Annotated in this window: 26 protein-coding genes; 2 read left to right on the forward strand and 24 right to left on the reverse strand. The window is 50.0% G+C overall.

Translation table 11 applies throughout. The features are described from left to right. Positions 1 to 9: 9 nt before the first annotated feature. From DWX59_RS08085 to DWX59_RS28660, 7 genes are all read right to left on the reverse strand, one after another. Positions 10 to 1,311, reverse strand: coding sequence for a FliI/YscN family ATPase (locus DWX59_RS08085; RefSeq protein ID WP_117557873.1), 1,302 nt, complete (start codon positions 1,309 to 1,311; stop codon positions 10 to 12). Positions 1,312 to 1,319: 8 nt separating this feature from the next. Further along, positions 1,320 to 2,150: a FliH/SctL family protein gene (locus DWX59_RS08090; protein ID WP_117557875.1), complete on the reverse strand. Its 831-nt coding sequence runs from the start codon at positions 2,148 to 2,150 to the stop codon at positions 1,320 to 1,322. Continuing rightward, entirely contained in the window at positions 2,128 to 3,126 is a 999-nt protein-coding gene (fliG, locus tag DWX59_RS08095) for a flagellar motor switch protein FliG (protein WP_227124054.1), read from the reverse strand. Before fliG ends, DWX59_RS08090 begins: the two co-directional genes overlap by 23 nt. Positions 3,127 to 3,163: 37 nt before the next feature. Further along, positions 3,164 to 4,870 (reverse strand): flagellar M-ring protein FliF C-terminal domain-containing protein, encoded by a 1,707-nt coding sequence (locus DWX59_RS08100; protein WP_117557879.1) that lies wholly within the window; start codon positions 4,868 to 4,870, stop codon positions 3,164 to 3,166. A 35-nt stretch (positions 4,871 to 4,905) separates the two neighbouring features. Beyond that, positions 4,906 to 5,223: a flagellar hook-basal body complex protein FliE gene (gene fliE, locus DWX59_RS08105; protein WP_117557881.1), complete on the reverse strand. Its 318-nt coding sequence runs from the start codon at positions 5,221 to 5,223 to the stop codon at positions 4,906 to 4,908. Positions 5,224 to 5,290: 67 nt separating this feature from the next. Next, a complete protein-coding gene (flgB, locus tag DWX59_RS08110; protein WP_117557883.1) occupies positions 5,291 to 5,680 on the reverse strand; it encodes a flagellar basal body rod protein FlgB in 390 nt (129 codons plus the stop codon). A gap of 40 nt (positions 5,681 to 5,720) precedes the next feature. Beyond that, on the reverse strand, positions 5,721 to 5,897 hold the full coding sequence (locus DWX59_RS28660; protein WP_166460194.1) for a hypothetical protein: 177 nt from the start codon (positions 5,895 to 5,897) through the stop codon (positions 5,721 to 5,723). Between the two features lie 481 nt (positions 5,898 to 6,378). Between DWX59_RS28660 and DWX59_RS08115 the strand changes: the two genes are divergently transcribed. Further along, positions 6,379 to 6,744 carry a helix-turn-helix domain-containing protein gene (locus tag DWX59_RS08115; protein ID WP_117557885.1) on the forward strand — a complete coding sequence of 122 codons (366 nt, stop codon included), beginning with the start codon at positions 6,379 to 6,381 and terminating at the stop codon, positions 6,742 to 6,744. Between the two features lie 205 nt (positions 6,745 to 6,949). Here the strand turns inward: DWX59_RS08115 and DWX59_RS29270 are convergent, their stop codons facing one another. The 17 genes from DWX59_RS29270 to DWX59_RS08210 all read right to left on the reverse strand — a co-directional run bounded on the left by DWX59_RS29270 (position 6,950) and on the right by DWX59_RS08210 (position 24,976). Continuing rightward, complete coding sequence (locus DWX59_RS29270; RefSeq protein ID WP_235844959.1) at positions 6,950 to 7,096, reverse strand: hypothetical protein; 147 nt, start codon at positions 7,094 to 7,096, stop codon at positions 6,950 to 6,952. A 378-nt stretch (positions 7,097 to 7,474) separates the two neighbouring features. Further along, the gene (gene cas7c / locus DWX59_RS08130) at positions 7,475 to 8,305 is read right to left on the reverse strand and encodes a type I-C CRISPR-associated protein Cas7/Csd2 (protein ID WP_117557887.1); all 831 of its coding nucleotides are present in this window, start codon (positions 8,303 to 8,305) and stop codon (positions 7,475 to 7,477) included. Between the two features lie 4 nt (positions 8,306 to 8,309). Further along, entirely contained in the window at positions 8,310 to 10,190 is a 1,881-nt protein-coding gene (cas8c, locus tag DWX59_RS08135; RefSeq protein ID WP_117557889.1) for a type I-C CRISPR-associated protein Cas8c/Csd1, read from the reverse strand. A 3-nt stretch (positions 10,191 to 10,193) separates the two neighbouring features. Next, positions 10,194 to 10,850, reverse strand: a complete 657-nt coding sequence (cas5c, locus tag DWX59_RS08140; protein WP_235844961.1) for a type I-C CRISPR-associated protein Cas5c — start codon at positions 10,848 to 10,850, stop codon at positions 10,194 to 10,196. Between the two features lie 1,155 nt (positions 10,851 to 12,005). After that, complete coding sequence (locus tag DWX59_RS08150) at positions 12,006 to 13,019, reverse strand: virulence RhuM family protein (RefSeq protein ID WP_117557893.1); 1,014 nt, start codon at positions 13,017 to 13,019, stop codon at positions 12,006 to 12,008. Positions 13,020 to 13,193: 174 nt separating this feature from the next. Continuing rightward, entirely contained in the window at positions 13,194 to 14,468 is a 1,275-nt protein-coding gene (purD, locus tag DWX59_RS08155) for a phosphoribosylamine--glycine ligase (protein WP_117557895.1), read from the reverse strand. A gap of 86 nt (positions 14,469 to 14,554) precedes the next feature. Further along, positions 14,555 to 15,148 (reverse strand): phosphoribosylglycinamide formyltransferase, encoded by a 594-nt coding sequence (gene purN, locus DWX59_RS08160; RefSeq protein WP_117557897.1) that lies wholly within the window; start codon positions 15,146 to 15,148, stop codon positions 14,555 to 14,557. Beyond that, complete coding sequence (gene purM, locus DWX59_RS08165; protein ID WP_177314772.1) at positions 15,142 to 16,176, reverse strand: phosphoribosylformylglycinamidine cyclo-ligase; 1,035 nt, start codon at positions 16,174 to 16,176, stop codon at positions 15,142 to 15,144. The genes purN and purM overlap by 7 nt, the downstream gene beginning before the upstream one ends. Positions 16,177 to 16,209: 33 nt before the next feature. Continuing rightward, a complete protein-coding gene (gene purE / locus DWX59_RS08170; protein ID WP_117557899.1) occupies positions 16,210 to 16,725 on the reverse strand; it encodes a 5-(carboxyamino)imidazole ribonucleotide mutase in 516 nt (171 codons plus the stop codon). Positions 16,726 to 17,002: 277 nt separating this feature from the next. Further along, entirely contained in the window at positions 17,003 to 19,003 is a 2,001-nt protein-coding gene (locus tag DWX59_RS08175) for an FUSC family protein (protein ID WP_235844962.1), read from the reverse strand. A gap of 187 nt (positions 19,004 to 19,190) precedes the next feature. Beyond that, entirely contained in the window at positions 19,191 to 20,015 is an 825-nt protein-coding gene (locus DWX59_RS08180; RefSeq protein ID WP_235844965.1) for an MBL fold metallo-hydrolase, read from the reverse strand. A gap of 81 nt (positions 20,016 to 20,096) precedes the next feature. Beyond that, on the reverse strand, positions 20,097 to 20,762 hold the full coding sequence (locus tag DWX59_RS08185; RefSeq protein ID WP_330668581.1) for a DUF1097 domain-containing protein: 666 nt from the start codon (positions 20,760 to 20,762) through the stop codon (positions 20,097 to 20,099). Positions 20,763 to 20,768: 6 nt separating this feature from the next. Continuing rightward, positions 20,769 to 21,881, reverse strand: coding sequence for a butyrate kinase (gene buk / locus DWX59_RS08190; RefSeq protein ID WP_117557903.1), 1,113 nt, complete (start codon positions 21,879 to 21,881; stop codon positions 20,769 to 20,771). Next, entirely contained in the window at positions 21,878 to 22,897 is a 1,020-nt protein-coding gene (locus DWX59_RS08195; RefSeq protein WP_117557905.1) for a phosphate acyltransferase, read from the reverse strand. Before DWX59_RS08195 ends, buk begins: the two co-directional genes overlap by 4 nt. 35 nt (positions 22,898 to 22,932) lie before the next feature. Continuing rightward, entirely contained in the window at positions 22,933 to 23,172 is a 240-nt protein-coding gene (locus DWX59_RS08200) for an acyl carrier protein (protein ID WP_117557907.1), read from the reverse strand. A 61-nt stretch (positions 23,173 to 23,233) separates the two neighbouring features. Continuing rightward, a complete protein-coding gene (locus DWX59_RS08205; RefSeq protein WP_117557909.1) occupies positions 23,234 to 23,647 on the reverse strand; it encodes a Zn-ribbon domain-containing OB-fold protein in 414 nt (137 codons plus the stop codon). An 18-nt stretch (positions 23,648 to 23,665) separates the two neighbouring features. After that, positions 23,666 to 24,976: a thiolase family protein gene (locus DWX59_RS08210; protein ID WP_117557911.1), complete on the reverse strand. Its 1,311-nt coding sequence runs from the start codon at positions 24,974 to 24,976 to the stop codon at positions 23,666 to 23,668. A gap of 150 nt (positions 24,977 to 25,126) precedes the next feature. Between DWX59_RS08210 and DWX59_RS08215 the strand changes: the two genes are divergently transcribed. Further along, positions 25,127 to 26,677, forward strand: a complete 1,551-nt coding sequence (locus DWX59_RS08215; RefSeq protein WP_117557913.1) for a PucR family transcriptional regulator — start codon at positions 25,127 to 25,129, stop codon at positions 26,675 to 26,677. Positions 26,678 to 26,769: the final 92 nt, after the last annotated feature.

Here is a 26,769-nt window from a genome sequence, read left to right on the forward strand (position 1 = left end):
GTCCCTCCTTTAACCTGCAATGTTCTGTATCAGCCTTAGGGTTTCATCGTAAGCAAACGACTCATCTATGCCCTGCTGCAAAAATGCATTCATGCTGTTGATTTTGGCCACCGCCTCGTCCAGGGCCGTGTTGGTCCCCTTCTTATAGGCGCCGATGGAAATCAGGTCTGAATTCTTCTGGTACAGGCCCAGCATATTGCGGAAACGGGAGGCAGCCCTCCTGTGTTCCTCCCCCACCACATCCACCATAAGCCTGGATATGCTGGCCCCGATATCAATGGCAGGGAAATGGTTCTCATTGGCAAGCTGGCGGCTCAGTACAATATGCCCGTCCAGGATACCCCGGACCGTGTCCGCTATGGGTTCATTGGTGTCATCCCCTTCCACCAGCACTGTGTAGACGCCTGTTATGGAACCCTTATTAAAATTGCCGCTCCGCTCTAAAAGCCGGGGGAATTCAGCATATATGGAAGGCGTGTAACCCCTGGCTATGGGCGGTTCCCCAATTGCCAGGCCGATTTCCCTCTGGGCCATGGCATACCTGGTAAGGGAATCCATCATGAGCAGTACATCATTGCCCTGATCCCTGAAATATTCCGCTATGGTGGTGGCAACCAGAGGACACTTCATCCTCAGCATGGCCGGCTGGTCCGAGGTGGCCACAACCAGGATGGAGCGGCGCATCCCCTCCTCCCCCAGGTCCTTTTCCACAAACTCCAGCACTTCCCTTCCACGTTCCCCCACCAGGGCGATGACATTAATATCCGCCTTGACATTCTTTGCTATCATGCCCATCAGGGTACTCTTACCCACGCCGGAGCCGGCAAATATCCCTATCCTCTGGCCCTTTCCAATAGTATTCAGCCCGTCAATGGCCTTAACCCCGAATTCCAGGCGTTCCCTGATGGGAGGACGGTTTAAGGGGTTGGTATAAGGACTGCTGACCGTGTAGAAACGGTTTGCCTTAAACCCCTCCTTGCCGTCTATGGGCTCCCCCAGGGCATCAATGATCCTGCCTATGAGGAAGTCCCCCACAGGCACCTTCAGACGGCGTTTGGTATTGCGGACAAAACTTCCTGAGGTAATCCCGCTTGTAGCCTCGTAGGTCATGATCTGTATCTTACCGTCTTTAAAGCCCACCACTTCGGCCGGCATCTGGCAGTTCTGCTCCTCGTTATAAATCATTACGATATCGCCGATACTGGACCTGCCGCCGGAAGCCTCCATCAGCATGCCCACAACATTTTCTATTTTCCCGATATGGCTGACTGTTTCTGATTTGGCAATCAGTCTGGGGATTTTCTCAAACATAAGCACTCCTAAAACCTGATATTTCCCAGTATCTCCCTGATGTTATCCATTTGGGTGTCAACGCTGATATCAACAATCTCATCCGGCATCTCAATGATGCAGTTTCCGCTGGACTCCTTATCCATGACCACGAATTTTATATTGTCCGATAGCTTGGCCAATTCGCTGACCACATCCGCGTCCGCCTCCGCCATCATGTCATAGTCCGTTTTTTCCATGTATATCTTGACCCACGCTGTCTTTCTCAGCTTTTCCGTCTCAGCTACAAGCATCCTCTTGATGACTTCCCCGCTGGACCTGAGGCTGATGTGTATGACCTTTTCAGCAATGGCAACTGAACAGTCCTTTAATTCCTCCAGGTAGTTCCTAAGGCTTTTTTCTTTTGCCTGGTCAATGGATGCCAGGGCCTGTTCCATATCTTTCCTGAATTCATCTTCCTGCCGCCTGAAAAAATCAGCCTGTTCCATGGCCGCCTGTTCGGTTCCTGATTTGTACCCTGCTTCAAACCCTTCCTTGCAGCCTTCTTCTATGGCGGTTTTCTTAAGCTGCTCCGCCTGTTTCCCTGCTTCCCTGAGGATATCCCCGGCCATCTGGTTGGCCTTTAAAAGAATCTGCCGGGCTTGCTCCCTGGCGTCCTCCACCATATCTGCGGCTCCCTGTCCGTCCGTCCTTGCAGCGGGTTCGGGATTGTTTTCCCCTGCCCGGGCATGCTCCGCCTCCTTGCCCCTGCTTTTTTGCATTTGGGGCGCGATATCGGTCTGGGCAGGCGGGACAAACTGCAGTATCTCTATTCCTGTTCCCGGTTTTATGATGCAGCTAGACGATGATGTTGTCATCATCTCCCCCCTTCTTGATAATCACTTCACCGGCATCCTCCAGATTCCGGATGATATTAACAATGCGCTGCTGCGCTTCTTCCACGTCCTTCATCCTGACATTGGTGGTAATCTCCAGGTCAGCCTGTACGGTTTCAGCCATACGTTTTGACATGTTGGAGAAGAATACCTGCTTCATCTCATCCGACGCGCTCTTAAGCGCATACACAATATCCCTTGCGTCGCAGTCACGTACAAAGCGCTGTACGGAACGGTCGTCCATATCCATGATGTTTTCAAATACAAACATCTTGTCGCGGATGCTCTGGGCCAGTTCAGGATTCGTCTTATCCATCTCATCAAATATGCGTTTTTCATTGGTGCGGTCCACATGGTTCATGATATCCGCCACATAATCCACGCCGCCCAGGTTCATATTGTCCTCGCTTGTAATGATGGTGGCAAACTTGCGCTTCATCTCCTCCTCCACAATGGCAATGGCTTCCGGGGATACCCGGTCCATCTTGGCCATGCCTTCCAGGGTAGGTATCCGCTTGGCCTCGGGCAGCTGCTCCAGCACCTGGGCGGCCTGCTCCGGGTCCATGTAGGACATGATGAGTGCGATTACCTGAGGACGCTCATGCTGCAAAAGGGACAAAAGGGCTTTGGGATCCCCCTTCATAAAGAAATTGAAAGGCTTGGACTGAAGGGTTTTGGACACCTTCTCCAAAAGGCTTCTGGCTGTTGTCTCCCCAAAGGCCTTTTCCAGGACGTTCCTGGCATAATCAAGGCCGCCGTCCGTCATCATCTTGTGGGTAAGGCAGAGCTTATAAAACTCGTCCAGCGCACCTTCCACCTGGCTGTTGGTGGTCCTTCCCATCTTAGCCACCTCATACGTCAGGTCCTCAATGTCCTGCTCATTCAGATATTTATAAATCTGGGAAGCCCGGTCAGCCCCAAGGGAAACAACCACAATGGCCGCTTTCTGCTTTGTATCCATGTTTTTAATATCCACCGGCCCCTTGGCTGGTTCTGCCTTATCTTTCTTTTCTTCTGCGGTTTCCGGCAATGTCCCCTACCTCCCCTCTGAGCCAGCTCTGTACCAGCTTGGCCGCTATCTGTGGATTCTGATCCACGAATTCCCCTATGTTCTGTTTCAGCTTCAGGCTGTGCTGCATCCTGAGATTGAGGATTTCCTCATTGCGCTCCATCTCAGCATTCTCCGCCTGCATCTGAAGCCCTGCCTCGGTATTAAGTACATTGACGGGAGGAGCTTCTGTCTCAGGCGCCCTGGTTTCCTCCTCCACAGCGTACATGCCAGGGGAATCCACATACCCATCCGTCTTCCTGCGTCTGAGCCTCCTCTCCATAAACAGCAGCAAAAGGAGCAGGAGAATCAGGACTCCGCCAGCTATCATGGCTATCACGATGGGAAGAGGCAGACCTTCATCCTTAGTCTGAGGCTGTTCAGGCGGGGCAATTACCGGCACCACATCCTGGGACGGCGCCCTTACAATGGTAATGCTCTGATTGGCCCGGTCCCGGGGAATGCCCGCGGAATCAGCCACCAGGTTAATCAGCTGGTTATTGGTCACCGTGGCGGTATCCTCTGTATTGATTACAATACCCACGGTTGCGTTTTCCAGCACGCCCGGGTCCACCTGGCGCTGTTCCTTTACCGAATTGTAAAGCCATTCCCTGGTGGCGCTGCTGTTGCTGTAGCTGTCCGCTATGGCCTGGGTGTTATCCTGGTTGGTATAGCGCGGGGTATCCGCATTGGCGTCAGCTCCCGCCACGCCCCCGGCCCCCTGGTCCGAGGCCGCCGAATTCTCATTGATGGTATCTTCCCTGTTAAGGAGTCCTGTTTTATCCTGCTCATTTATCTTTTCCGGCGTGCTGTACTGTGTGTTCTCCTGTATCAGCCGCTCCATATTCAGGGTTCCCTTTACCGATACAGCCACATTACCTGGTCCGTACAGCTTTTCCAGCACACGTCGCACATTGATGCTGATATTATTCTCAATCAGGCTGGTAAGGGCTGTCAGGTCCTTGGCGCTGCCAAAGGCATCCTCACCCGCAGCGCTGCCCCCTACCTCCATCATTGTGTCCGCGTCAAAAACAGCCACATTAGTGAAATTCAATCCTCTCACCGACCTGGCTATCAGGTTCTTGATTGCCGCTGCCTTACTGTCGTTCAGGCCCTGCCCCGCCTCCATGGTAACAACCACGGAAGCAGACGCATCCGTGTTGGTGTTATCCTGAAGGGCGTATTTCTGCTCCGCCGCTTCTGCGATGGTTACCTTGGCGTCCTGTACGCCTTCAAACAGGCGGATCTGCGCTCCCAGCCTGTCCTGTAAGTCATACAGGGTATACTGTTTCTTATCTGACTCCGTTGTCATAAGCCCTGCGTTGCTGCGGTACATATCATATGTAAAGCCGCTTTTGGGATACCCCTTGCTGAGAAGCTCGGCCCTGGTCTGGTCTGCCCTTACCGCAGGAACGCGGATGGCCCCATCCTTGTCATAAAAGCGGTAGTCAATCCCTTCCTCCTGTAAAAGGGCCACCACCTCCTGGGCCTCCTCCTGGTTAAGGCCTGTAAACAGCGTGCTGTAATCCGTGTTCGTCCCCAATTCCAGAACCAACACCGCAATAATGGCAATTGCAGCAGTCCCTCCTGCAATTGCCATAAGCATTTTTCTTGACTTGTCTGATAGATTCTGCCAATGTTCTTTTAATTTCTGCATGTTAATCCAGCCTTTTGCTTTTGTTTATGTAAAAATCAGACATTCATCTTCATCAGCTCGCCGTATGATTCCATGGCCTTATTCCGCAGGGAAATCATCACCTCAAGGCTCAGCGCAGCCTTTGCCTCTGCTATGGGAAGTGAATGCGCGTCATCCAGTTGTCCTGTAGCCAGCAGGTATTGTTTCGTCTCCACATCCTTTTGGGTGTTATAAACCTGGCCAACCACATTCTTAAGCACATCCTTAAATATCGGTGTCTCTGATGAAGAAGCTGCGTTTCCCTTTGCAGAGGACAACTCACGTATGGGTTCCCACTCTTTCATTAATGTTATGAACGATGTTCCTGTTTCCATATTCTTTTCCCTTCCCTGTCCCGGGGTCTGTCTGAAAATCCATTCCCCGTTCCCTTAATCCGTGCCGTTAAAATGCCTTCGCAGCATTGCGCAGGCGCGTGATATCGTTACTGATGGAACTGACCATATACTGATACTCATAAGCGGCGCGGACCAGCTCCACCTGCTCCTGGTCCATGTCCACGTTATTGCCGTCCAGACGGCTGGACTCGGTCCAGGTAGTCCGCAGCCTGGCCCGCACCCCGTCAATGGCCCTGGAGACCGCCAGCGGATTATCCATTTCCTTCCCGGCGCCCTGGAGTCTGCGTATCAGTTCGTCTTCAAACGTCACCTGCTGCGACTTGAATCCAGGCGTATCATCATTGGCTATATTATTAAGCGTTATGGTCTGTCTGCCCCACAGATAATCCAGCACCTTTTCCGTAAGCGCGATTCCATTTCCATAAAATCCTGACATCTTTCGTACTCCTTTTTTCATGACAAACAGGCAGGGAAACCTAAATCTCACGATTCCCCTGCCCGGGTTCCATTTGAGTCCAGTTCTTTCTTCCGGCATTTTTTTCCGCAACATCTGCCACTTGAACCATCATCAGAAAGTATTGCTGATTGATAGGTGAAAGCTGCCTGAAAATCATAGCCATCTCTTCAGACCTTGACTTTTCCATATTATTCATATCACTCCTTTATATGGTTTCAAACAGATGTTTTTTATTGCCTTTGTGATATTACAATATCACTAAATTAATAAAAAATCAATTAGAATATGACATAATTATCAAAAAAATACTATTTTTCACCAATCTGCGAGAAATTTGTCACCGAAAAAAGCAGGGAAAAGATTTGGATGTTTTTAGACATTATGGGATATGACGTTAATTTATAAACCTTGTATTTTATTAATCCTGTGATATGATAATATAGAATAATCATATAGATTCTATTACATTGCAGCTGAGCCGGCTGTAAAATCAGCCAAACGGTATTAAAATACTATAAATGTATACTTTAAAATCATGTTTGGTATGTTCAAATCTGCTTTTTTGGTTTATCATAGGGATATGCGCCCCCTACTTGGCAGAATGATTTTCTACTCAAAAGAGAACGGTAAGCGGCCAGGCAGAAACAGCTACATGTAAACAGAAATGAGGTAAACTCGTGCTTCAGCGTTTAAAGCAGGTAAGAAAGGCCCTTGGGTACACACAGACAGAATTTGCAAAATTTTTAGGAATAACACAGACCTCTTATTCCATGATTGAAAACGGCATACGTCCTTTATCCGACAAATATGTCCGCATCATCTGTATCACATTCAATGTATCAGAACCATATTTGGTAAGTGGACAAGGAGAAATGTTTGTATCTTCTCCTCATAAAAAAGAACTTTTGGATTTGTTTTCCCAACTGCTGCCGGACACACAGGACTATCTCCTGATCATGGCAAAAGAACTTCTGAAAATGCAGCAGAAAATACTTAAATGCGCAAGTCCCCATGAGGATGACACCAACGGGAAAGAATCATAAGATTCATACTTTAAATGACTCATGATTAAAATGACCCATGCATTTAATCAATATAAATATGACCTTTACATGTTACAATATCGTTGCAGACCGACAAACACCCTCCCAACCTTATGAACGGACTGAGAAAAGCCTTACCATTCATTTTTCAGCCAGTTAAAAGGCCGCAACAATAAGTCGCGGCCTGGGCCCTTCTCAAAACTCCTTAAATTGTCTCCCCTTTCAGAATCCCCATCATATGTGCGTGGACCCTTTTTCCGCAGGTACCGTCCGGATTAGCGGCCATTGTCTCCAGCTCCTTCATCTGACGTGTCCTTGCCTCCTTGAGTTTTCCCTCTGTCAATGTATTCATTAAACCCTTAGGGGAGAAAATGCGGCTACCATAGCAGAAGAATCCATATTTCCTCTCGTTTTTCAAATCCATCCTTCCCTGTGGTCAGCCGCCCATCACCGGTTCTCCCACTGCCTTCTCCTCTGTACCATAAACGCCTCGATAAAGGACATGGGGTTTCTCACACAGCACGTGGACTCCTTGTTCCAGGGCCCGCTTTGCGTAATCCTAGTGAGTCTCATGGGGCAATACGCCCCGTGCCGATGATGCCTGTCTTCACAATCCTGAAGCGGTTCTTGCGCAGCTGGGTAGACGAAACATCCGCAGTCCGGTCCAGATATACCACATTGAATAACGCCTTAAGATAATCAAAGGCCCCATGATTTCATCCGCATAAACCTAAATCAGCTCTGTCACCCGTACCCCATCGGGCAGCTCCTTTAAGCAGCAGGCATCCCCGCTGCCCTGGCTCTGTATGTCCAGCAATTCAAAAATTTTGTGGATTGGCACACAGGCATGATGCTCCGGCTGCTCAAACCAGTATAGTCTGCATACTGCCATGGAGCCGGCCGGTCTGGCACAGGACTCATCGTTTTCAAAAATGGTGGCAAGGGCCTTTTTAAGAATTTCCACATCCTCATCACTGACCCCATTCTTGTCCGCATAAAATGGGTTGACCGAGCCTTTTACCACATACAGGCCCTGTTCCACAATGCTCTTTGACCCCATGGTGTCGGAGGATTTGCCTTTGGCGCTGCCTTTGTCCTCACCGTTTGTGCTCTTGGTGATATGGATATCCTTAATCACCACCGGCTCCACGGATGTGCCATGGCATATGGTCACGGCGCCGTGGACAGAAGCACTGGCAGCGGCCCTGACCCCGGAAAAAGCAAAAATCTGTCCAAACAGCCGCACATCCAGCCAGGTCCCGCAAGCCATGCGCAGACCTTCTTTCTGTGTCTTTCCATCCCTGAGGGCATCATAAATGTCCTTTCTGGCAGCCAGGCGTTGTGCCAGGGAACCGTATCCGTCCACGCAAAGGCTGTCAGACTGGACAAACACAGGCAGTCCCATGTGGATGAACCGGTTGCGTATTTTGCGTCGGATGCATTCTCCTGTTACTTCCCCGTATCCATTGTCGTTGGTTCTTGGTCGGTTTCCTTCCAGTGGATCTCCGTTTGGGTTTGCATTGTCCACCCTGAATACCATGATGAAATCCTGTCTGTTCATAAATCTATCCCTTTTCCTTCCTGACTGCGTAATCATACTGTATAAAAGATAGCTGCTGGGAACTGAACCCTGTCAAGTAGGAGGTTCCCAACGGTCCATCGGTATCATCCTGCCCTGGGAGCAAGTCTTCCACCTGATCCATAAGCCTGCACGCATACTGCCCCCGTTTCATCCGGCTGATTTCGTTAATGTATGGAATAAGCCGTTTCCGAATCATCCCCCAATATCTCCCCGGCGCGCATGAAAACATCTGCATGTATCTGCACACGCCTGATATGCGCCCTTCCCTAACCCCCTGGAAATACAGCCGCTCAATGTAATCGGCAATGGCCAGCAGACGGCCCCAAAGATAGCTGCGGTCTGTATTTAATCTGTCCGGCATGACGCCTTCCCCTGCCCCATCGCGGTTTAGGAGGGCGCACGTAACCTGCAGGACCAGGAGCCAATGGCTGCGCTCGCGGAACATGCAGGGATTCCCCGCCCGTCTGATGAGAGTGCCCATGATGTCTGAAGGCATGGGCCGGCCTGATAAGATGACAGAAACCACACGGTTGACCTGGCGTGCAAATAATGTCTGGTCCATGACCGTGAGGGCGCCCCCATATTCGCTCCCATAAGCAGCAATCACCACATCCGGCACCGAGGGCGCGCCTGTATAGGTCCTACTTCCCGCCGCAAACTGCCAGATGGCAGTCCGGTGCCATTGCTTAAGCCGCTGATAGATAAGGCCCGCAGGCATTTCCGCATAATCGAGGATTGCCAGCCTGCCTTTATAATTCTGCTTATTGGGCGCATCCAGCAGCAGCATATGGTACATCTTACGGTCCGTAAGGAATTCGGAAAAACACGCATCCAGATAGCTCTGGCAGGCTTCCATATCGGTATAAAACCTGTATTCATGTTTCCCACGGATATTAGGCGTGTCTGCAAACAGGTCAAATGCCAGTGGATTGCCGTCCCTATCCCAGCACACGCGGATATTGCTCCCAAACACACGACCCTGGCGTCTGATCATCCAGCTTAAGGCACAGTGGGCCTTATAACTTGTGACCAGGCCAATGTCCACCGCGTCGGTCTCTTCGCGGAACCAGTCCCTGGAAAAAACAATATTGCCGTTTTCATTGGAGGAAATAAGTTTGGCCCAGTCCGAACTTCCCCGGATGCCATTGGCATGTTTGCTGGTACAGACCGTATATTCTCCTGTTGCATAACAGACATCCCTTTTTCCATGCTCCATCACAAAGGCAGTGTAATAAGAAATCCAGCTTTGGAACAGTTCCCTGTTTTTCCATGTCTCTGCCACATATCCTTTACCTGCCTCCTGGTCCAGTACCCTGAACCTGACCACACAGGACAGGATATCCCTGCCAGCCACTTTCTTTTTCCCATCAATGGCCCCATCCTCCTCTGGTATGATGACCTTGGCCGCAATCAGGTCGGAGGCTGTCTGCTTCCGGTTCAGGTATGACCTCACCGCTTCTAACTGAGGAACCGCGTAAGGGCTCAGGCTCCAGGCAGCAAGCAGCTGATCATGCGCCCTGTATCGCTTCTGTATATCCATGGCCATCTGCTTGTCCTGAAGGCAGGAATCCGCATCGCCCATAAGATACACCAGTTTGTCATTTAACGGATTAGGCGGCGGTTCCGGGCCGGACCGGCTGGATGAATCCACGGTAGAGGGCACAATCGTATATACCTCATCTTTTTTAACATCCAACACACGCGCATCCAGAAAATGCCCCTGCATATCAATTGTCACGGTTATATGCGCGGCCAGATATGTGTGGAACAACGGCAGGAGAACTGCATCCGTATCCTCCCTCTGAACGCCAGCCATGGAAGCTTGACCGTCATATACCCTGGCCAGGCTTTGCAATACATTCATCTGCTAATCCCCTCCTGCCCTGCATTTCCTGGTAATGCACGCTTCCTGGTCCGGGAAACGGATCACGCCCTGATTCATCCGGTAAGGCGCCAGACGGATTACGCCCTTTTCAAAATCCCTGCTGTGGACCATAACCCCAAAGTCCATATCCACAGCGTCATAATAGCCTTCCCCCTCCCCAAAGGGACATGGCCTGACATATGCGTAGCATTCGGTGATTCCCAGGTGGATAGGCAGCTTTCCTCCCCGCCTGAGCCACCGCAGCATGGATTCATAGTGCTTGGCAACGTTGCGGTCCGAGGCATACCGTTCACTTCCCCAGGCCATTTCAACCTCAATCTGGTAACATATATCACGCAGGTAACTGTAATATGCCAAATCCTTCCCGCCGGTCTTATAAACAGGCAGAAGCTTGCTTCTTGACTGGTACTGGATGGGATTCAGGATGCGGATCCGCAGCGGTTTCCACTTAATGGACGGCTTCCAATAAATGCTTTCCGTCAATCCTGTAACAGCTGAACAGGTGGGAACCGGATATGAATGCAGATCCCCGCCTGTTTTGGTCATGGGATTGGTAAATAGCGCATATTCACCTCTCACCTCATAGCATATCCTTGGCATGTCCCGTCCCTGAGAAGGGGTTGTCTTTTTATCTCTCAAAAAATCACCTCGTTAACCATCCGTGTGATTATCAGGATGGCATTATCTAACATATTTACCAGGACTAAACGGTTGGGATAGTCTTAGTTATGGTATTGTTCTGGTTCTGGTAGTATGATGGTTCTGGTAACATTATGGTTCTGGCAACATCATGGTTCTGGTAGTATGATGGTTCTGGTATAATAAAGCGCCGATACGGAAAGCAGGTTTGGGAAGACAGATTCGGTAAAACAGGCAGGAGAAAACAGGAACCTCCTGCAATGCATATCTGCTCATATACCTGAAATAAACTGGGTAGTCCTTCAATCCTCATAGGCCGTCAAGGCTATGTAATAATCTGTAATAATGTATTGCCATTAATATCTCGCATATATGCTAACTTCAATCCTCACAGCCATCATAGGCCATGTTGCCGAAAATGCTTACTGCTTTTTATGATTTACGGTTTGCCATAGGTCCGCGTTGCTTCCGCATGATTATCATTTTCCTGCTTTCCCTAAGTCTGCCTTTTTATAGATAACCCATTTATTTTCATCGGCGGAAATGGTTAAATCATAATAGTTTTAAATTGTTTTTCTGTCTGGAAAATTCCGGACTTTACGTTTGTCCTGGTTGGGGCTGAAGTGCCTTAGATGGGCTTTGGATTTGAAGGTGTATTTATTTGGAATCCATGGATGGATAACATCCTGCATTTCTTTGGGATTTTATTTCCCAAAAACAGAACATCCCCTGGTCAGATACCCAAACCAGAGGATGTCATTTATATCACAACTCCAATCGCTTCTGATTGGATGTTTTAGAATATCTTCCATATCTTTTAACGCAGAAAACACAGCCCAAGATTATCCGTAGTCCTGCTTACGGCCTTTGTCACGATAGAATCTTCTGAATTCTGTTTTGTAAATACTAAAAAATCCACAGTGCTGTTTCTAATCTGGAATTTCTTATCGTCTATACAACTACCTCTCTTTTCTTTCCCTGTTAAACTATTTTAGCGCACCGAACAAATGTTTGCAATATAAGAAGCGCCCATTTTCTGAGCGCCTTTTAATATATAACATTATATCTTAATTGTACCTTCAGCGATATCTATTTCTTCCATTAAACCTCTGGTGATTGAATGAAATAGATATTCTTAATATTGTCAGATTATACTTACAACAAGTCAACTTTCATTACCAACTTATCAAAATCCGACTCATATAATTGATCTTGTATCACCCTGTATTTTTCAAATTCACTTTCTGCAAAGGCTTTCGCAATTTCATGCGTCACCTTTCCTTTATCCATCAAGATATTCTCATCATTCATTTTAAGGAAAACTTCCAGCTTGGAGGCCCAGTCCTCCATCGTCATTGGGATGCGCTTTTTGGCCTGCCTTTCCGCATAATCCAAATACATGGATACAAACTGATTCAAATCCTGCAGCTCACTCTGAGACAAATAGTTCTTTGCTATACTTACATCAGATTTAACAATCTTACCGCCTGGCGCATTTTTCCATGTAGTCAGCCCCATATGTTCCTTTTCGTGGTCTGCTCTCTCCACAATGACCTCCGCAGCAGTATGACCATGAATCGCATAATGCAGTTTATTCTGCACGGTCTTAAAGAACTCCTTTGTGGTTACTGCATCTTTTGAATAATCCACTGCTGTAGCATAAATATCGGTTATCTTTTGATAAAATTTCCGCTCACTGGCACGGATTTCCCTAATCTCATCCAGTAAATGTTCAAAATATTCCTCGTCAAATATTTGTCCATTTTCCAATCTTTTCTTATCAAGAACATATCCCTGTACTGTATATGTTCTTAATACCTTCGTTGCCCATTGACGAAACTGGGTTGCTCTTAATGAATTAATTCTATAGCCAACTGAAATCACAGCATCCAGATTATAAAATTTTGTTTTGTATTGTTTTCCATCAGAGGCAGTTGCCGAGGATTCCTCGATAACTGCCTCTGGTACTAGTTCCCCGTCCTTAAATATATTTTTTAAATGCAGTGAAATATTATCAATACTGCATTCAAATAACTGTGCCATAGATTTCTGCGTCAACCAAACATTCTCATCATGTACTCTAACTTGAATTGAATCTGTTGAATTCTGTTTTGTAAATACAAGGAAATCTATTGTACTATTCCTAACTTGAAAATCCTTGTCTGCCATAGGAACCTCCCTTTTCATATCACTTCCATACAATTTGTACCACTTGTATCCCTGCTTAATTATTCTAGCATGACGAACAAATGTTTGCAATATAAGAAGCGCCCATTTTCTGAGCGCCTTTTAATATATAACATTATATCTTAATTGTACCTTCAGCGATATCTATTTCTTCCATTAAACCTCATCAATCGCCTTCCCAATATCATGCCTCATATACTTATTCCCAAACTCAATCCACTCCGCAGCCCTATAAGCATTTTCCCTGGCTTCCTTAAGTGTCTTTCCCTTGGCCGTAACCCCCAGCACCCGTCCGCCGTTGGTCACGATATTACCGTCCTTATCAAACTTGCTGCCTGCATGGAACACATAGTAGCCGTCCCTGCCCTCAAAGTTCTCAAACCCGGTCATCTTATACCCTTTTTCGTAATGCTCCGGATATCCTGCGGAGGCCAGCACCACGCATACGGCGGCATTGTCCTCGAACTCCAGCTCTATCTGGTCCAGGGTCCCGTCCACACAGGCCTGGAAAACGTCTATTATATCATTTTTCATCCTTGGCAGCACCACCTGGGTCTCAGGGTCGCCGAAGCGGGCATTATACTCCAGGACCTTAGGACCTTTGTCCGTGAGCATCAGGCCGAAGAAAATGATTCCCTTGAACTCCCTGCCCTCTGCCTTCATTGCGTCCACGGTGGGCTGATAGATATATTTCCTGCAGAACGCATCCACTTCCTCTGTATAAAATGGACTGGGTGAAAATGTTCCCATTCCGCCGGTATTCAGTCCCTGATCCCCGTCCCCTGCCCGCTTGTGGTCCTGGGCCGAGGTCATGATTTTAATGGTCTTTCCATCCACAAATGAAAGCACGGATACCTCCCGGCCTGTCATGAATTCCTCCACCACGATCCGGTCCCCGGCAGATCCGAACTGCTTATCTAACATCAGGGTCTTGACGCCTTCCTTTGCCTCCTCCCTTGTGTTACAGATAAGCACGCCTTTCCCCAGCGCAAGGCCGTCAGCCTTTAGTACAATGGGCATGGGCGCGTCCTCAAGGTATGCCAGCGCATCTTCCGCTGAGTCAAAGGTCTCATATGAAGCCGTAGGAATATTGTATTTTTTCATCAAATCCTTGGAAAATGCCTTGGAGCCCTCAAGAATGGCCGCGTTCTTCCTTGGCCCGAATACCCGCAGCCCGGCTGCCTCAAAGGCATCCGCTGCGCCTGCTGCCAGCGGGTCATCCGGTCCCACGATTACCAGGTCAATCCCATGTTCCCTGGCAAACGTTACCTGCGCATCAAAATCCATGACTCCTATATCCACGCACTCCGCCAGCCCGGCAATCCCGGCATTGCCAGGAGCACAATATATCTTCTCCACCTTTGGGCTCTGGGCCACCTTCCACGCAATCGCATGTTCACGTCCGCCGCCGCCTACAATTAATACTTTCATGCTGTTACCTCCTGCCTGTCTGCCTTATCATCGCCCCAGCCTGTTCCTGTCTAAGCCGTATGTCCTGCCATGATTCCAGCCTGTTCCTATACCAGTTGATTCGCAATCATATGGATGGCCTGGGGAAGGATTACCCATTCCGCTTCCTCCATCACACGTTTCTGCAATACCTCAGGCGTATCGCCCTTCTTCACTTCCACGGCCTTCTGCAGGATAATTGGTCCTGTATCCATGCCGCTGTCCACATAATGCACGGTTGCCCCTGTAACCTTCACGCCCCGGGCCAAGGCCGCTTCATGGACCTTCAGCCCATAATACCCCTTTCCGCAAAAAGAAGGAATCAGGGACGGATGGATATTGATGATACGTCCCTCGTATTTCTCTGTCATGGCAGCGGGTATGGCCACCAGGAATCCGGCCAGCACAATCAGATCCAGCTGATATCCGTCCACCTTTGCCAGAAAGGCCTCATTAAACGCAGCCCTTGTCTCATATTCCCTGGGTGAAATGCACACTGCCTCGATTCCCCTAAGCCGCGCGCGCTCAAGGGCATATGCATTGGCATTGTTGCTGATTACCACGGCCAGTTCCGTGTTGGTAATCCTGCCGCTGTCCATTGCATCCATAATTGCCTGAAGGTTGGTGCCGCCGCCGGACACCATGACGCCTATCCTTAACATAAGTCCACGCCCTTTTCCCCGCTCTCAATGGTACCCACCACATAAGGGGCCTCCCCTGCGGCCCTGATGGCCTCCATGGTCCGGTCCGCATCTGCGGCATCCACTGCCAGGATCATTCCAAGGCCCATGTTGTATGTGTTGTACATCATCTTCTCTTCAATCTGTCCCTTTTCAGCCAGCAGCTGAAAGATTGGAGGAATGGGGTAACTGTCCTTCTTAATCACCGCGCGCACGCCGTCCTTCAGCATGCGGGGAACATTTTCATAGAAACCGCCGCCAGTGATATGGCTGCAGGCCTTGATGGCAACCCCTGCTTCCTTGACGGCCCTCAGCGCCTTCACATATATCTTGGTCGGGGCAATCAGCGCCTCCCCAAGGGTGGTTCCAAGGGCGTCCATGTGGGTATTTAACCCCTCTTTTGTCAGTTCCTTCTCAAACACCTTGCGGACCAGTGAAAAACCATTGCTGTGCACGCCGGAGCTTGCCATTCCGATGAGCACATTACCGGCAGACAGGTCCTCACCGGTAATCAGGTCTTTTTTATCCACGATGCCAACTGCAAATCCGGCCAGATCGTATTCATCCTCCGGGTAAAATCCAGGCATCTCGGCTGTCTCGCCGCCAATCAGCGCTGCCCCGGACTGGCTGCAGCCTTCTGCCACGCCTTTTACGATGGTTGCGATTCTCTCCGGCACATTTTTGCCGCAGGCAATATAGTCCAGGAAAAACAATGGCTCGCCCCCGGCGCAGGCAACATCGTTGACGCACATGGCCACGCAGTCAATGCCCACCGTGTCATGCTTATCCATAAGGAATGCCAGCTTCAGTTTCGTTCCCACACCATCCGTGCCGGAAAGCAGGGTGGGTTCCTCCATCCCCTTGAATGCAGCCATGGAAAATGCGCCTGAGAATCCGCCGATTCCGCCTAATACTTCCGGGCGCATGGTTCCTTTTACATATTCCTTCATCAGCTCAACTGACTTATAACCCGCCTCAATATCAACTCCGGCCTTTTTGTAATCCATCATGGTTTTATCATCCTCCGCGTTATTTAAAAATCCCTATTTCATCTGTGCCAGATATTCCTTGTATCCAATGGATTCCAGCTTTTCAGCCTTCTTAACCACGTCATCCTTAAGGCTCCCTGAATACTCCTTAAGCCTGCCTAATAATGCCTCATCGGAGGTGGCCAGGATCTTGGCCGCCAGGATACCTGCATTGGCCCCGCCGTTAATCGCAACCGTCGCAACCGGGATACCGCTTGGCATCTGAACAATGGAGTACAGGGAATCCACGCCGCCCAGGTCCGAAGTCTTCATGGGAATCCCGATGACAGGCATGGGGAAAATGGCTGCGCACATGCCCGGAAGATGGGCCGCCTTGCCTGCCCCTGCAATGATTACCTTGAATCCCTTTCCCTCAGCAGCCTTTGCCCAGTCAAAGAAAACATCCGGCTCCCTGTGGGCGGATATGATTGTCATCTCATAGCCGATTCCCAGTTTGTCCAGGATTTCAGCCGCCTTTGCCATAACCGGCATATCAGAGTCACTTCCCATTACAATTCCTACTTTTGCCATTGTCCAATCTCCTTTTCCACTTACGTCCAGCGTATCCTCCATCTCAGGGAACCGTAAAATCCTGTTATTTTAGATAGGGATATTTGTTATTAGTTTTACTTATTAATTTCTTTCATTATTCCTTTCGTACTTATAATTATAATACTAGGAAATTTTTCATGAGTCAATACAAATCTCGAAATTTTCTCCTGATAAATGCTGAAATGCCGGAATGGCCCATGTTTCCAGGCCCTTCCGGCATTTCATGTATTAAAATAAGGTAAAAAGAGGCATTGTTTTATATAAAAGCCCCCGGATGCCTGCATACGCACAGGTACAGCCTGGATACCTGTTTGGAATACTGCCCCATCAAATCAGACAGCTGTTCCTCCCCTTTCATGGACCGTCTGTAGGTCATGGATTCCTCTGCTGCCGGCACATGGTCTGCCCGCATGTTTAACCGCTTCTGTATGTCACTGATGATGCAGGCCGTGAACATAAGGTAATCATCCATCTGTCCATTGTCCATGGTGCTTATCTTCCGGCTGTTAATCAGGTACAGCATCTGCTCTGCCTCAGAAACCATGTACCAGGAAATCCAGAGCATTTCCCTGATAAATCCCTCCTTCTCATGTCCGGCTTTTTTCAGATATTCCTGGATCTGGTCGTGGACAAGATGGTAGTGGATCTGTATATCACAGATAACGCCGTAATCCAGGGGCATTTTCAGGCTGCGCCCCAAAAGCCTGAGATATACCTGGTGTATGTGGATCAGCTGGTTCATGTTATAGGCGAACTGGCTCTTTAAACTGGTGGGGAAAAAGAACCGGTTTGCGGCCAGCACCATCAATATGGCAGTCACCACATACAGGAACCGCAGCTCTGCCGCCAGGGTCTGGGGCAGGGCCATGGTGGTGAGTGTCAGGGCAAAGCAGGTGGAATAGAGGGCCTGCTGCCACGTTCCGGCTGTCTCCATATACAGGCCCACTGCCATGACCGTGGCCAGCACAAAGTGCCATCCGGTCCCATGGAACATGGGCAGAAGCAGCTGCAGCAGCAGGCACCCTGCCACGGTGCCGATGAAACGCGACTTCATGCGGGAGGCGCTGTCTTCATACATGGGGCGCAGCAGCAGGAACGCGTTCAGCGCAAGCCAGTAACCGTGATTGGCCTGGCTCATCATGCTGTAGGCAAAACCGGCTGTCAGGACCACGCTCAGTCGCAGTGCGAAACGTGTTTCAAAGGTGTCCGTCCTCATATGGCAGAATAATCTTCGGATCGGGCGGCGGTACACCGGCAGCTTCCAGCCGGGAGAAGGGACATTTTCATCTATCCTGCGCAGATTCTCCAGGATAAGAAGCACAAGCCCAAGGAAGCTGCGCACGAATATGTAAGGGGCCTCCTCCCTGCCCCCTGCTTCTGCAAGGAGCTCCTTCCCCTGTTCCATAAACGCCTGGATGCTGTATGTTCCACTGCCTCCCTTCTGAAACCCTTCCTTTCCCATGGCCTCCATATACCCGGCAAGACGCAGGATGATGCCCTGGCAGCTTTCATCAGCCAGGGTACATTCCTGGTATGGATTGGTAAGGAAATAAGCAGACCGCTGGAACAGCAGCCCGAACATGTACTGAATCCTGCCCCGGGCATTGACCACATTGGTCAGGCCCCGGCTTTTATACGCTTCTTTGTAAAGTCCCTGAAGGATGGGAAACAGGCTGTCCGCCTGCCTCTTGCCCCCTTCAGGATCAGTGCCTGCAGCAGAACGGAGGACGGCCGCAAGCAGCAGAAGCCCCTTTTTCGCCAGGGCGAAATCATCCTCTTTCCTTCCCCTTCTTGAACAGACATACAGAACCGCGGTCATGACGGCCAGCCCGTAAGCCAGCGCCGTCATCCGCACGGCCAGGCCCTGCCATCCCACCGGGCGCAGCTGCAGGAACGTAAAACACATGGCCCCGGTATAGTAGCCCAGCTGGTTAAACTGCGACGACTGGAGGAACACAAGCAGGAACGGCACGGTCAGGTTCAATATGATGCAGAGCGGCAGGTTCAGGGTTGCAAGGAAACTGAGCAGGGCCATCAGCAGCTGCGTCCCGGCCAGCCCCATAAGCTGCCTGGCTGTCATATACCTCCGGTAATTCATTTTGAACAGTATGGTAACCACTGACACAAGAATCACATGTGAAATCCCGAATATCAGAATAACAGAATAGAATAAAAACAGAAAAAATAATATGATTGGCAAAGCATCCATAAACTTGGAACAAAGCCTTGCCAATCCTGTCTGCAATTTGCTCTTCATGGATAAAATCCTCTCCTTCAGGGTCTTATTATACATCTAAGGCCATCGGATGTCATCCATATATTTATTTACGGCCGGGCGCTTTACGCTTCCTTCATGCCCCGCTATGCGGGATGCACGGATGGCAGAAAAATGTTTCAATGAAATCTTCAAACGTGTCCTGACCTTCCCAAACAGTTATGATGTATCAGCAATGCCCCTTATCAGCTTCACATATCAGCGCCACCGGCTCCCCTTCCATGGAGTCCAAATATAGTTTCCCCTTTGCATAAGGAGGATAGGGATACTGGTAAAGATGCCATTTCCCCTTCCTGCTGTTTTCAATGCACCGCAGCAGCCGGTCTATGGTCTGCCTGGGAAAACATTGGTTGTGGTGGGACGTAAGATAATGATCAAAATCCAAATCCTTCACACATTGCAGCGTATTGTACTGTGTTTCAACCGACGTATGGTTTTGGAATATAAGGCACATGACAGGCGTAAGGGCATCCCCGGACAGCAGTAAACGGAGCTTTGGTATCCATATGCCGATGGACCCCTTTGAATGTCCCATCAATGGTATGATCCTGCATTCCAGCTCTCCCAGATTGAATGTGTCAAAATACAGGGCTTTCATATTATCCCACTGCCCATGCCACGTTTCGGCTTCAAAAGGCTGGCACAAGCCAGCCTGTCCAGGGAGCAGTTCCCGCCTCCACTGCCCAAGGAGCTCTGCCGTATAGGATTCCAGCACCACAAAATCATCCGGGTGCATGTAGACTGTGTCAAACCGGCCATTTCCCCCAATATGGTCAAAATGCCCATGGCTGTTGATTACCACAAGAGGCAGCCCTGTAATCCCGCGCACCAGTCCATGGATATCATCCGTACCTGAACCCGTATCAAAAACCAGGGCTTTTTCCTTACCCGTAACCAGGTTCACGCAGCACCCTGCCCGGTCTGTAATGACATATACATTGTCACATATACAGGTGACTTCTGTCTTTTTCAGTCCATACATAAAACTCCCCATATGCGGCGCATGCAATCCGCTGCATCTGCATTACTTATCCTGACTAAACGCATGGATACACCTTACATGACCAATGATATTTTAGTGTGTGTCTGGTACTCCGTTCCCGCCGTCTCCGCATCCCAGCCTGCGCACCAGCATTCCCTGGAACGCATCCACGCCCACACCGACGTAAATCACGCCCACCAGCATTGCCACGCCAATCTGGATTGGCAGGGTCCCTATTCCATCCACTTGCATGGGGCCCATGATGGTCAGGCCGATGGCCCATCCGCACAGCCAGGCGGGCGTGTATATCATACTTGAAAATGTCTCGCTGACGATCACTGCCAGCCCTCCCATGACGAATAATGTGACATACAGTTCCACATTGGGATTCCACTGCAGGGTTTCCATCACCCAGACCGCAATATAGGCCCACAAATCGCCCAACAGGAAACCGACGGAGATTTTCACGGTGTCCTGCCGCCTGTTCCCATTGGCCACAAAAAGCCCGGCGCAGATCAGGGCCACCGAGCCGGTGCCAATCCCTATGAAAGGGGCCAGCACGGCCCAGATTGGAGGCATGAACGCAATACCGAAAGCCAGGGTCAGCATATTGACTGTCTTCTTTTGCTTGTCTTCCATATTTCTTTCTTCCACGCATTTCTTTTCCATGCCATTTCTTCCCATGCGCTTCTCCTCCATGACCTTCTTTTCCATGTACTTCTTTTCCATGTACTTTTCTTCCATGCACTTTTCTTCCATCACCCCTCACTCCCAGTCAAAACCATCCCAGACAGGCGTTCCGGTATACGTCTTCAGCTCTTCCTCGCCTTCCATCACGCGGATGGCTCCGGCCGCCATGGCCTCCATCTCAAACTCGCCCGGATAAGCGGTCACAGGGGCGATGAAGGAACAGGCATCTGTTAGCTGCCCTACAAGATCCTGGTTATGTACCATGCCGCCTCCCAGCAGGATGCCGTCCACCTGCCCGTGAAGCACTGCCGCCATGGCCCCGATGCATTTTTCAATCTGGTATATCATGCTGTCCCAGAGAAGCCCTGCATACCGGTCCCCTGCCTTGGCCCGCTCCGTCAGTTCAAAGGCGTCGGAAATCCCCATATGATTCACAAAACCGCCTGTCCTGGTACAGAGTTTTTTCACATCTTCCAGACTCGCCTGGTTCATTTTCATATATTCCAGAAGGTTTGTCACGGAAATGCTTCCGCATCTGGTTGGGGCCATGGGGCCTTCTCCTCCCACAATATCGTACCCGTCTATCATCCGTCCTTTTTCATGGGCGGATATGGAAATGCCGCCGCCTATATGGCATACCACATACCTGCATTCCGCATACGGCTTCTTCATCACGTTTTTACTGTGCCGGATGGCGGTTTCCTTCAGGTTCAGGGCATGGAGGTGGATGATGCGGTGCACGCCCCTGATACCTGTCATACGGGCAAGGTCCTGAAGTTCATCCACATCCGGCGGGTTTACCACCATTGCTTTTGCGCCGTAGGCCTGGGCAAACTCATGGGCCAGCTGCGAACCCAGGGCAGCAGGATGGATGACGCCGTTGGCGCATGTCCTGGCGTGCTCCAGCATCAGGTCCGTCACCCCGTAGGTTCCGCCTTCCATGGCAATCAGGCCTCCGCCCCGTCCCACGAATACGTCCACTTCCTCAAGTCCTATGCCAGCTTCCTTTAAAAGGGTTAAAACCGTGTCCCTGCGGTAGGGCAGCTGCTCTGACATGGATGCATACTGTTCAAGCTCTTTGGCCTCATGGGAGACAGTCTGGGAATACAGGCATTCCTCCCCCTCAAACAAAGCAATCTTGGTTGAGGTGGACCCGGGATTGATGGTCAGTACTTTGTACGGTTTCATGCTGGTTCCTCCTGCCTTTTACTACCCGCGGCCCTTACCGCGCTGATTACGATATTACCCTTAATCTCGGATACAGGGGCGCCTCTGGAGCAGTCGCACACCACTTTGTTGAACCCCTGGAGCATTGGGCCGTAGGCATCTGCGTGGCCGAACTGCTGTATCAGCTTCACACCCACATTGCCCACGTTCAGGTCCGGCCAGATAATCACATTGGCTTTTCCCGCAACCCTGCTGTCTCTGTGCACCTTTTTAGCGGCCACTGCCGGCGATACCGCCGCGTCAAACTGGAATTCTCCGTCAATGGCAAGCTCCGGCCTCTGTTCATTGGCAATCCTGACCGCCTCCGTCACTTTATCCACCAGCTCCCCCTGTCCGCTTCCCAGGGTGGAATAGCTGACCATGGCGCATCTTGGCTCCCAGCCTAGAAGTTCCCTGACCGTGTCGCAGGCAGAGACAGAGATTCCGGCCAGCTGACCGGAATCCGGGTTGGCGCACACAGCGCTGTCCCCGATTGCAAGAAGGCTTCCTTCACTTCCCTTAAATCCAGGGATGTCGCATAACCCGATGCTTGAGATGGTGCTGATTCCCGGTTTCAGGCCAATGACCATCTGCCCGGCCAGCAGCACATCCCCGGTGGTATTGTCAATCCCCGCAAATGTTACATCCGCCTCGCCCACTGCTTCCATGACCATGGCATAATACAGCGGATTCTGCATGCGGCGGTTTAAGGCCTTTTCTTTTAACAGGGTTTGGGGCAGGGCCACGTACCGGTCTATGAGCTTCTTTTTATACGTCTCTTCCCTGATATCCACGATTGTGAAAATATCTTCCTCATATCCTTTGGAGGATAATGCTTCCCTGATTTCATCGGCATATCCCACAAGCACGGGAATGATATATCCCTCTTTGCCCGTCTCATAGGCTGCCTGCATCATCTTTTCATTGACTGCTTCCGGAAATGCTATCCTCTGGGGATTTTCCTTTGCTTTTTCATAAATCTGTTCAAGTAATCCCATTATTGCTCCTTTCGGCCGGATTGGCTAAATCCGTCCTACATTTCCTTCTCAATCAGGTCTGTCAGGTCTTTGACGGTGGCGCAGGCGCTGGCTTCTGAAAGCATGATTTCCACGTCCAGTTCATTTTCAATCTCAGATACAAGGGCAACCATCTGTACGGAGGCTCCGCCTAAATCCTCCTTAAAGGATGTTGATACGGAAAGGTCGTTGATATCCTGTTTGTATGACATTGCAACCATGTTAAGTACCTGTGTTTCCAATTCTTTTCTGTCCATTTTCATTCTCCCTCTATAATTTTTATTTACATCTGGTCCGTTTCGGATTCCATGTTTTTATTTACGCTTCGTCCAAATCAAATACAACGGTCTTAAATCCGCCTTCCCTCCGTAAGATTGCCGCATGGCAGTTCAGGGGAAGCTTTTCTGAAAGTTCCTTCCTGTTCTTTTTGCTGATGCCCCGGACAACTGCGTTTAATTTTGTGCCTTCCTCCAATTCAACTTCACCGTACGCATATTTTCCTAACTGCTTGTATTCCGGTTTGGAAGAAAGGGCTGCAGGCAATACAATGGAATGCAGCCTGGCCTTTCCGCTGATTTCATACCACTCCGTCTCATAATTCCCACATGCATTGCAGGCATATACAGGGGGAAACTCCACATTGCCGCACTTGGGGCATTTGCGCCCTAAGAGTTTTCCTTCTTCCAGTCCTTCGTAAAATGTCTGCACAACCTTTTCTAATTTAATACTCATAACGCATCTCTCCTCCTGCTATTCATCCAATATGCCAAGCAATACGGCCGCAACGTTCTGCGCCCCGCCGTAGCCCCGGAGCATGGCTGTCCTGGGCTGGTTTTTTACCTGATGGCCGCCGCATTCGCCCCAGATCTGTTTGCAGGCCTCATACACATCCGCCAGACCCGAGGCAGCATGTGCATGTCCAAAGGAGGTACGGCCGCCATTGGTATTAATCGGCTTATCCCCGTCCCATGCAGTGCGTCCCTCACAGATGTATTTCCAGCCTTCACCGTAAGGAAGATATCCCGCAATCTCTGCGGATACAAGATGGGACGTGATGATGAAATCATTGGCATAGAACAGGTCCAGGTCATCTCCTGACAGGCCGGTCAGCTCATATGCCTGGCGAACGGCTTCCTCGGTGGCCCGGACTTCAAAATGGGGGGTGGTTGCTTCACAGGCAGCGCTTCCGATTCCCAGCACCTCAATCGGGCGGTGCTTCAGGTTCCCTGCTATGACCGGGATCATTTCCGTGGCGCATACAATGGCTGCCGCCGCGCCGTCGCATTTTAGCTCAATGCCGCCGGCCCGGAGGAAATCCCCCATTTTGGGATTATACGGTGAGTTCATATATTCATCCAGGGTCATCCCGGCTTCTTCTGCAAGGGATTCATATGTCCTTCTTTCAATGGCAAGGGGATTGACCGATGCATTGCGCCTGTTGTTGATGCACATCCAGTTCAATGTCTCGTTCATCTGCTCTGCCGTAATCCCCCGGGTGCGCACATACCACTCCGCCGCATCGTCATAAATCAGTTCCTGGCCGGCCATCAGGCTCCTTGTATAGGCGCGGTCATATAACCAGGATGTGGTCTTTAAGAACTTCTCCATGGTCATCTTATCCCGTTTGTACGGATGTTTGGGGCTTTCCACATTATCGGCCGGCGACGGGGTGCTGTCCCCGAACTCAACTGCTCCGGTGAGGACGCAGTTGTATTTCCCGGATGCCACTGCGTTGACCGCCTGCTCGATTGCAAGATAACCTGTGCAGCATGCCTCGGAGTGGTGGATGGAGCCTTTTCCCTTCATCCCGAACCAGTTGGCCACCTGCACATTGGGCGTCAGGTAGTTGGAGCCGTTTAACGGGCTGGCCTCGCCGTGGAAATAAAAATCCACATCCTGGGGATTGACCCCTGCATCCTCCATTGCTTTTAATGCCGCATATCCGAACATTTCCCCTTCTGTCAGTCCATTTGTTTCCGGATTATCCACCGTGTACATAAATGGCGTACAGCCAACGCCTATGATAGAGACGCTTCTGTTATACTTTCCTAAAGTACCCATAACCATCTTCCTTCCTTTTGCTTATTCCCTGTTTACGTTTGTATGATTATTATATATAATAAAGATATTGTAATCATCGTGTTTGGGGCTAAGTATGGCTTGTACCACCACCCCATTTTTGTGCATGCGCACAATGCAGAAGGAGACATCATGGAATTACAGGTTTTGTTAAACAGGCTGGGAAATGCCGGATACCGCCCGCTGATATACGGGAACCGGGACAGCTGCTGCGATATGCTGAACATACGGATCCTGACAGAGGGGCAGCGCCATTTTGAGGAAACCATACTTTATCTGACCTCCACCGGACTTATGCCCGAGCCTGACAACGGCCAGCTGTTTACCTTGTTCTGTTATGGGGAGGAAATCGATTTTTCCCGGTATCAGGAGAGTTCTTTTACCATTGTTTATTTTGAGGCCGGTATCCGGCAGGCGGAACTGTTTAACGTGACCCTGGAAAACCTGACCGAGCTCCAGCAGATAACCGCAGGCATGCATATCCTGACCAATGCCCTGTTTTCAGGAAACGGGCTTCAGTATCTGGTTGATACGGCCTCCCATCTTTTCGGCAATCCCATCTATGTGGTGGATCTGCAGAACAAGTACCTTGCCATGTCTGCGGGGATTGTCCCGGATGATGCTTTTTTCCGGGAGGAAAGCGCGTCCGGGTATATCAGCGAGAAGGGCATCCGCTCCATCCGGGCCAACAAAGTGGATGAAAAGGTCCGCAGGGCTGACACCGCCTATTACTTTGTCAACAGCCTGGTCAAAAAGGGGATGCTGGTGGATGCGGTGCATATCCAGGGCGTGGAAGTGGGGCATGTGATGATGCTGGAGTCCGAACACCCTTTCCGTGAATACGATCCGGACTTTTTCCATCGTTTCTGTAAGCTGGTGTCCATGGAACTACAGAAGAATTCAGCCTATTCCAGGAACAAAGGGGTCATGTATTCCTATTTCCTGGCCGACCTGCTGAAGAATCCGAGGCAGAATGTGTCCGATATCAAGGAACGGTTAAAGATTCTTGGCTACAGCCTTAAGGAAACCTTTTATATCGTGGCAATCCCTCCTGTCAGCCACAGTTTTTCCGATTTGAAGCTGGAGGTCATCCTGGAACATCTGAAGCAGATTTTTGCGGGCAGCATCTATGTGATTTATGAAGATACCATTGTGTTCCTTATCAGCAGGGACATGGACCAGAACCTGAGCGGATATGAGATTTCCCAGCTTTCCGGATATCTCACGGCCAACCGCCTGAAGGCCGGAATCAGCAACTTTTACCAGCACCTGGAGGACACCCCCAGGTTCTACCGGCAGGCCATTGATTCCGTCCATCTTGGCCTGAAGCTTAAGGATACTGCGCCGATTTATTATTACAGTGATTATTATCTGTACCAGATGCTGGAGCTGTATGAAAAGGAAGATTCTGAGATACGGTTCCTGATCCATCCCGGGCTTATGAAGCTTTACTTCTATGACCAGGAAAAAAATACGGATTTCATGACCACACTGAGGGAATACCTGACACAGCCCGGACAGCCTGCTAAAATTGCGGAAAACCTGCATATCCATAAGAATACGCTTCTGTACCGGATGGGGAAGATCAAAGAGATTACGGACTGCAGTTTTATTGAAGGGGAGGATTTCATGAATTTTAATTTTTCCGTAAGAATCATGAGATATCTTGGGATGATTGAGTAGTCGGAGGCAGTATACCAAAGAGAGGGCATTCAGTTTAGCTGCCAGAAGCAACCAGTCAAGACCACCGGCTAAGCCGGTGGCTTGTTCTGCCC

The sequence above is a fragment of the Enterocloster aldenensis genome (assembly GCF_003434055.1).
In the GTDB taxonomy this organism is placed as follows: Bacteria; Bacillota; Clostridia; order Lachnospirales; family Lachnospiraceae; genus Enterocloster; species Enterocloster aldenensis.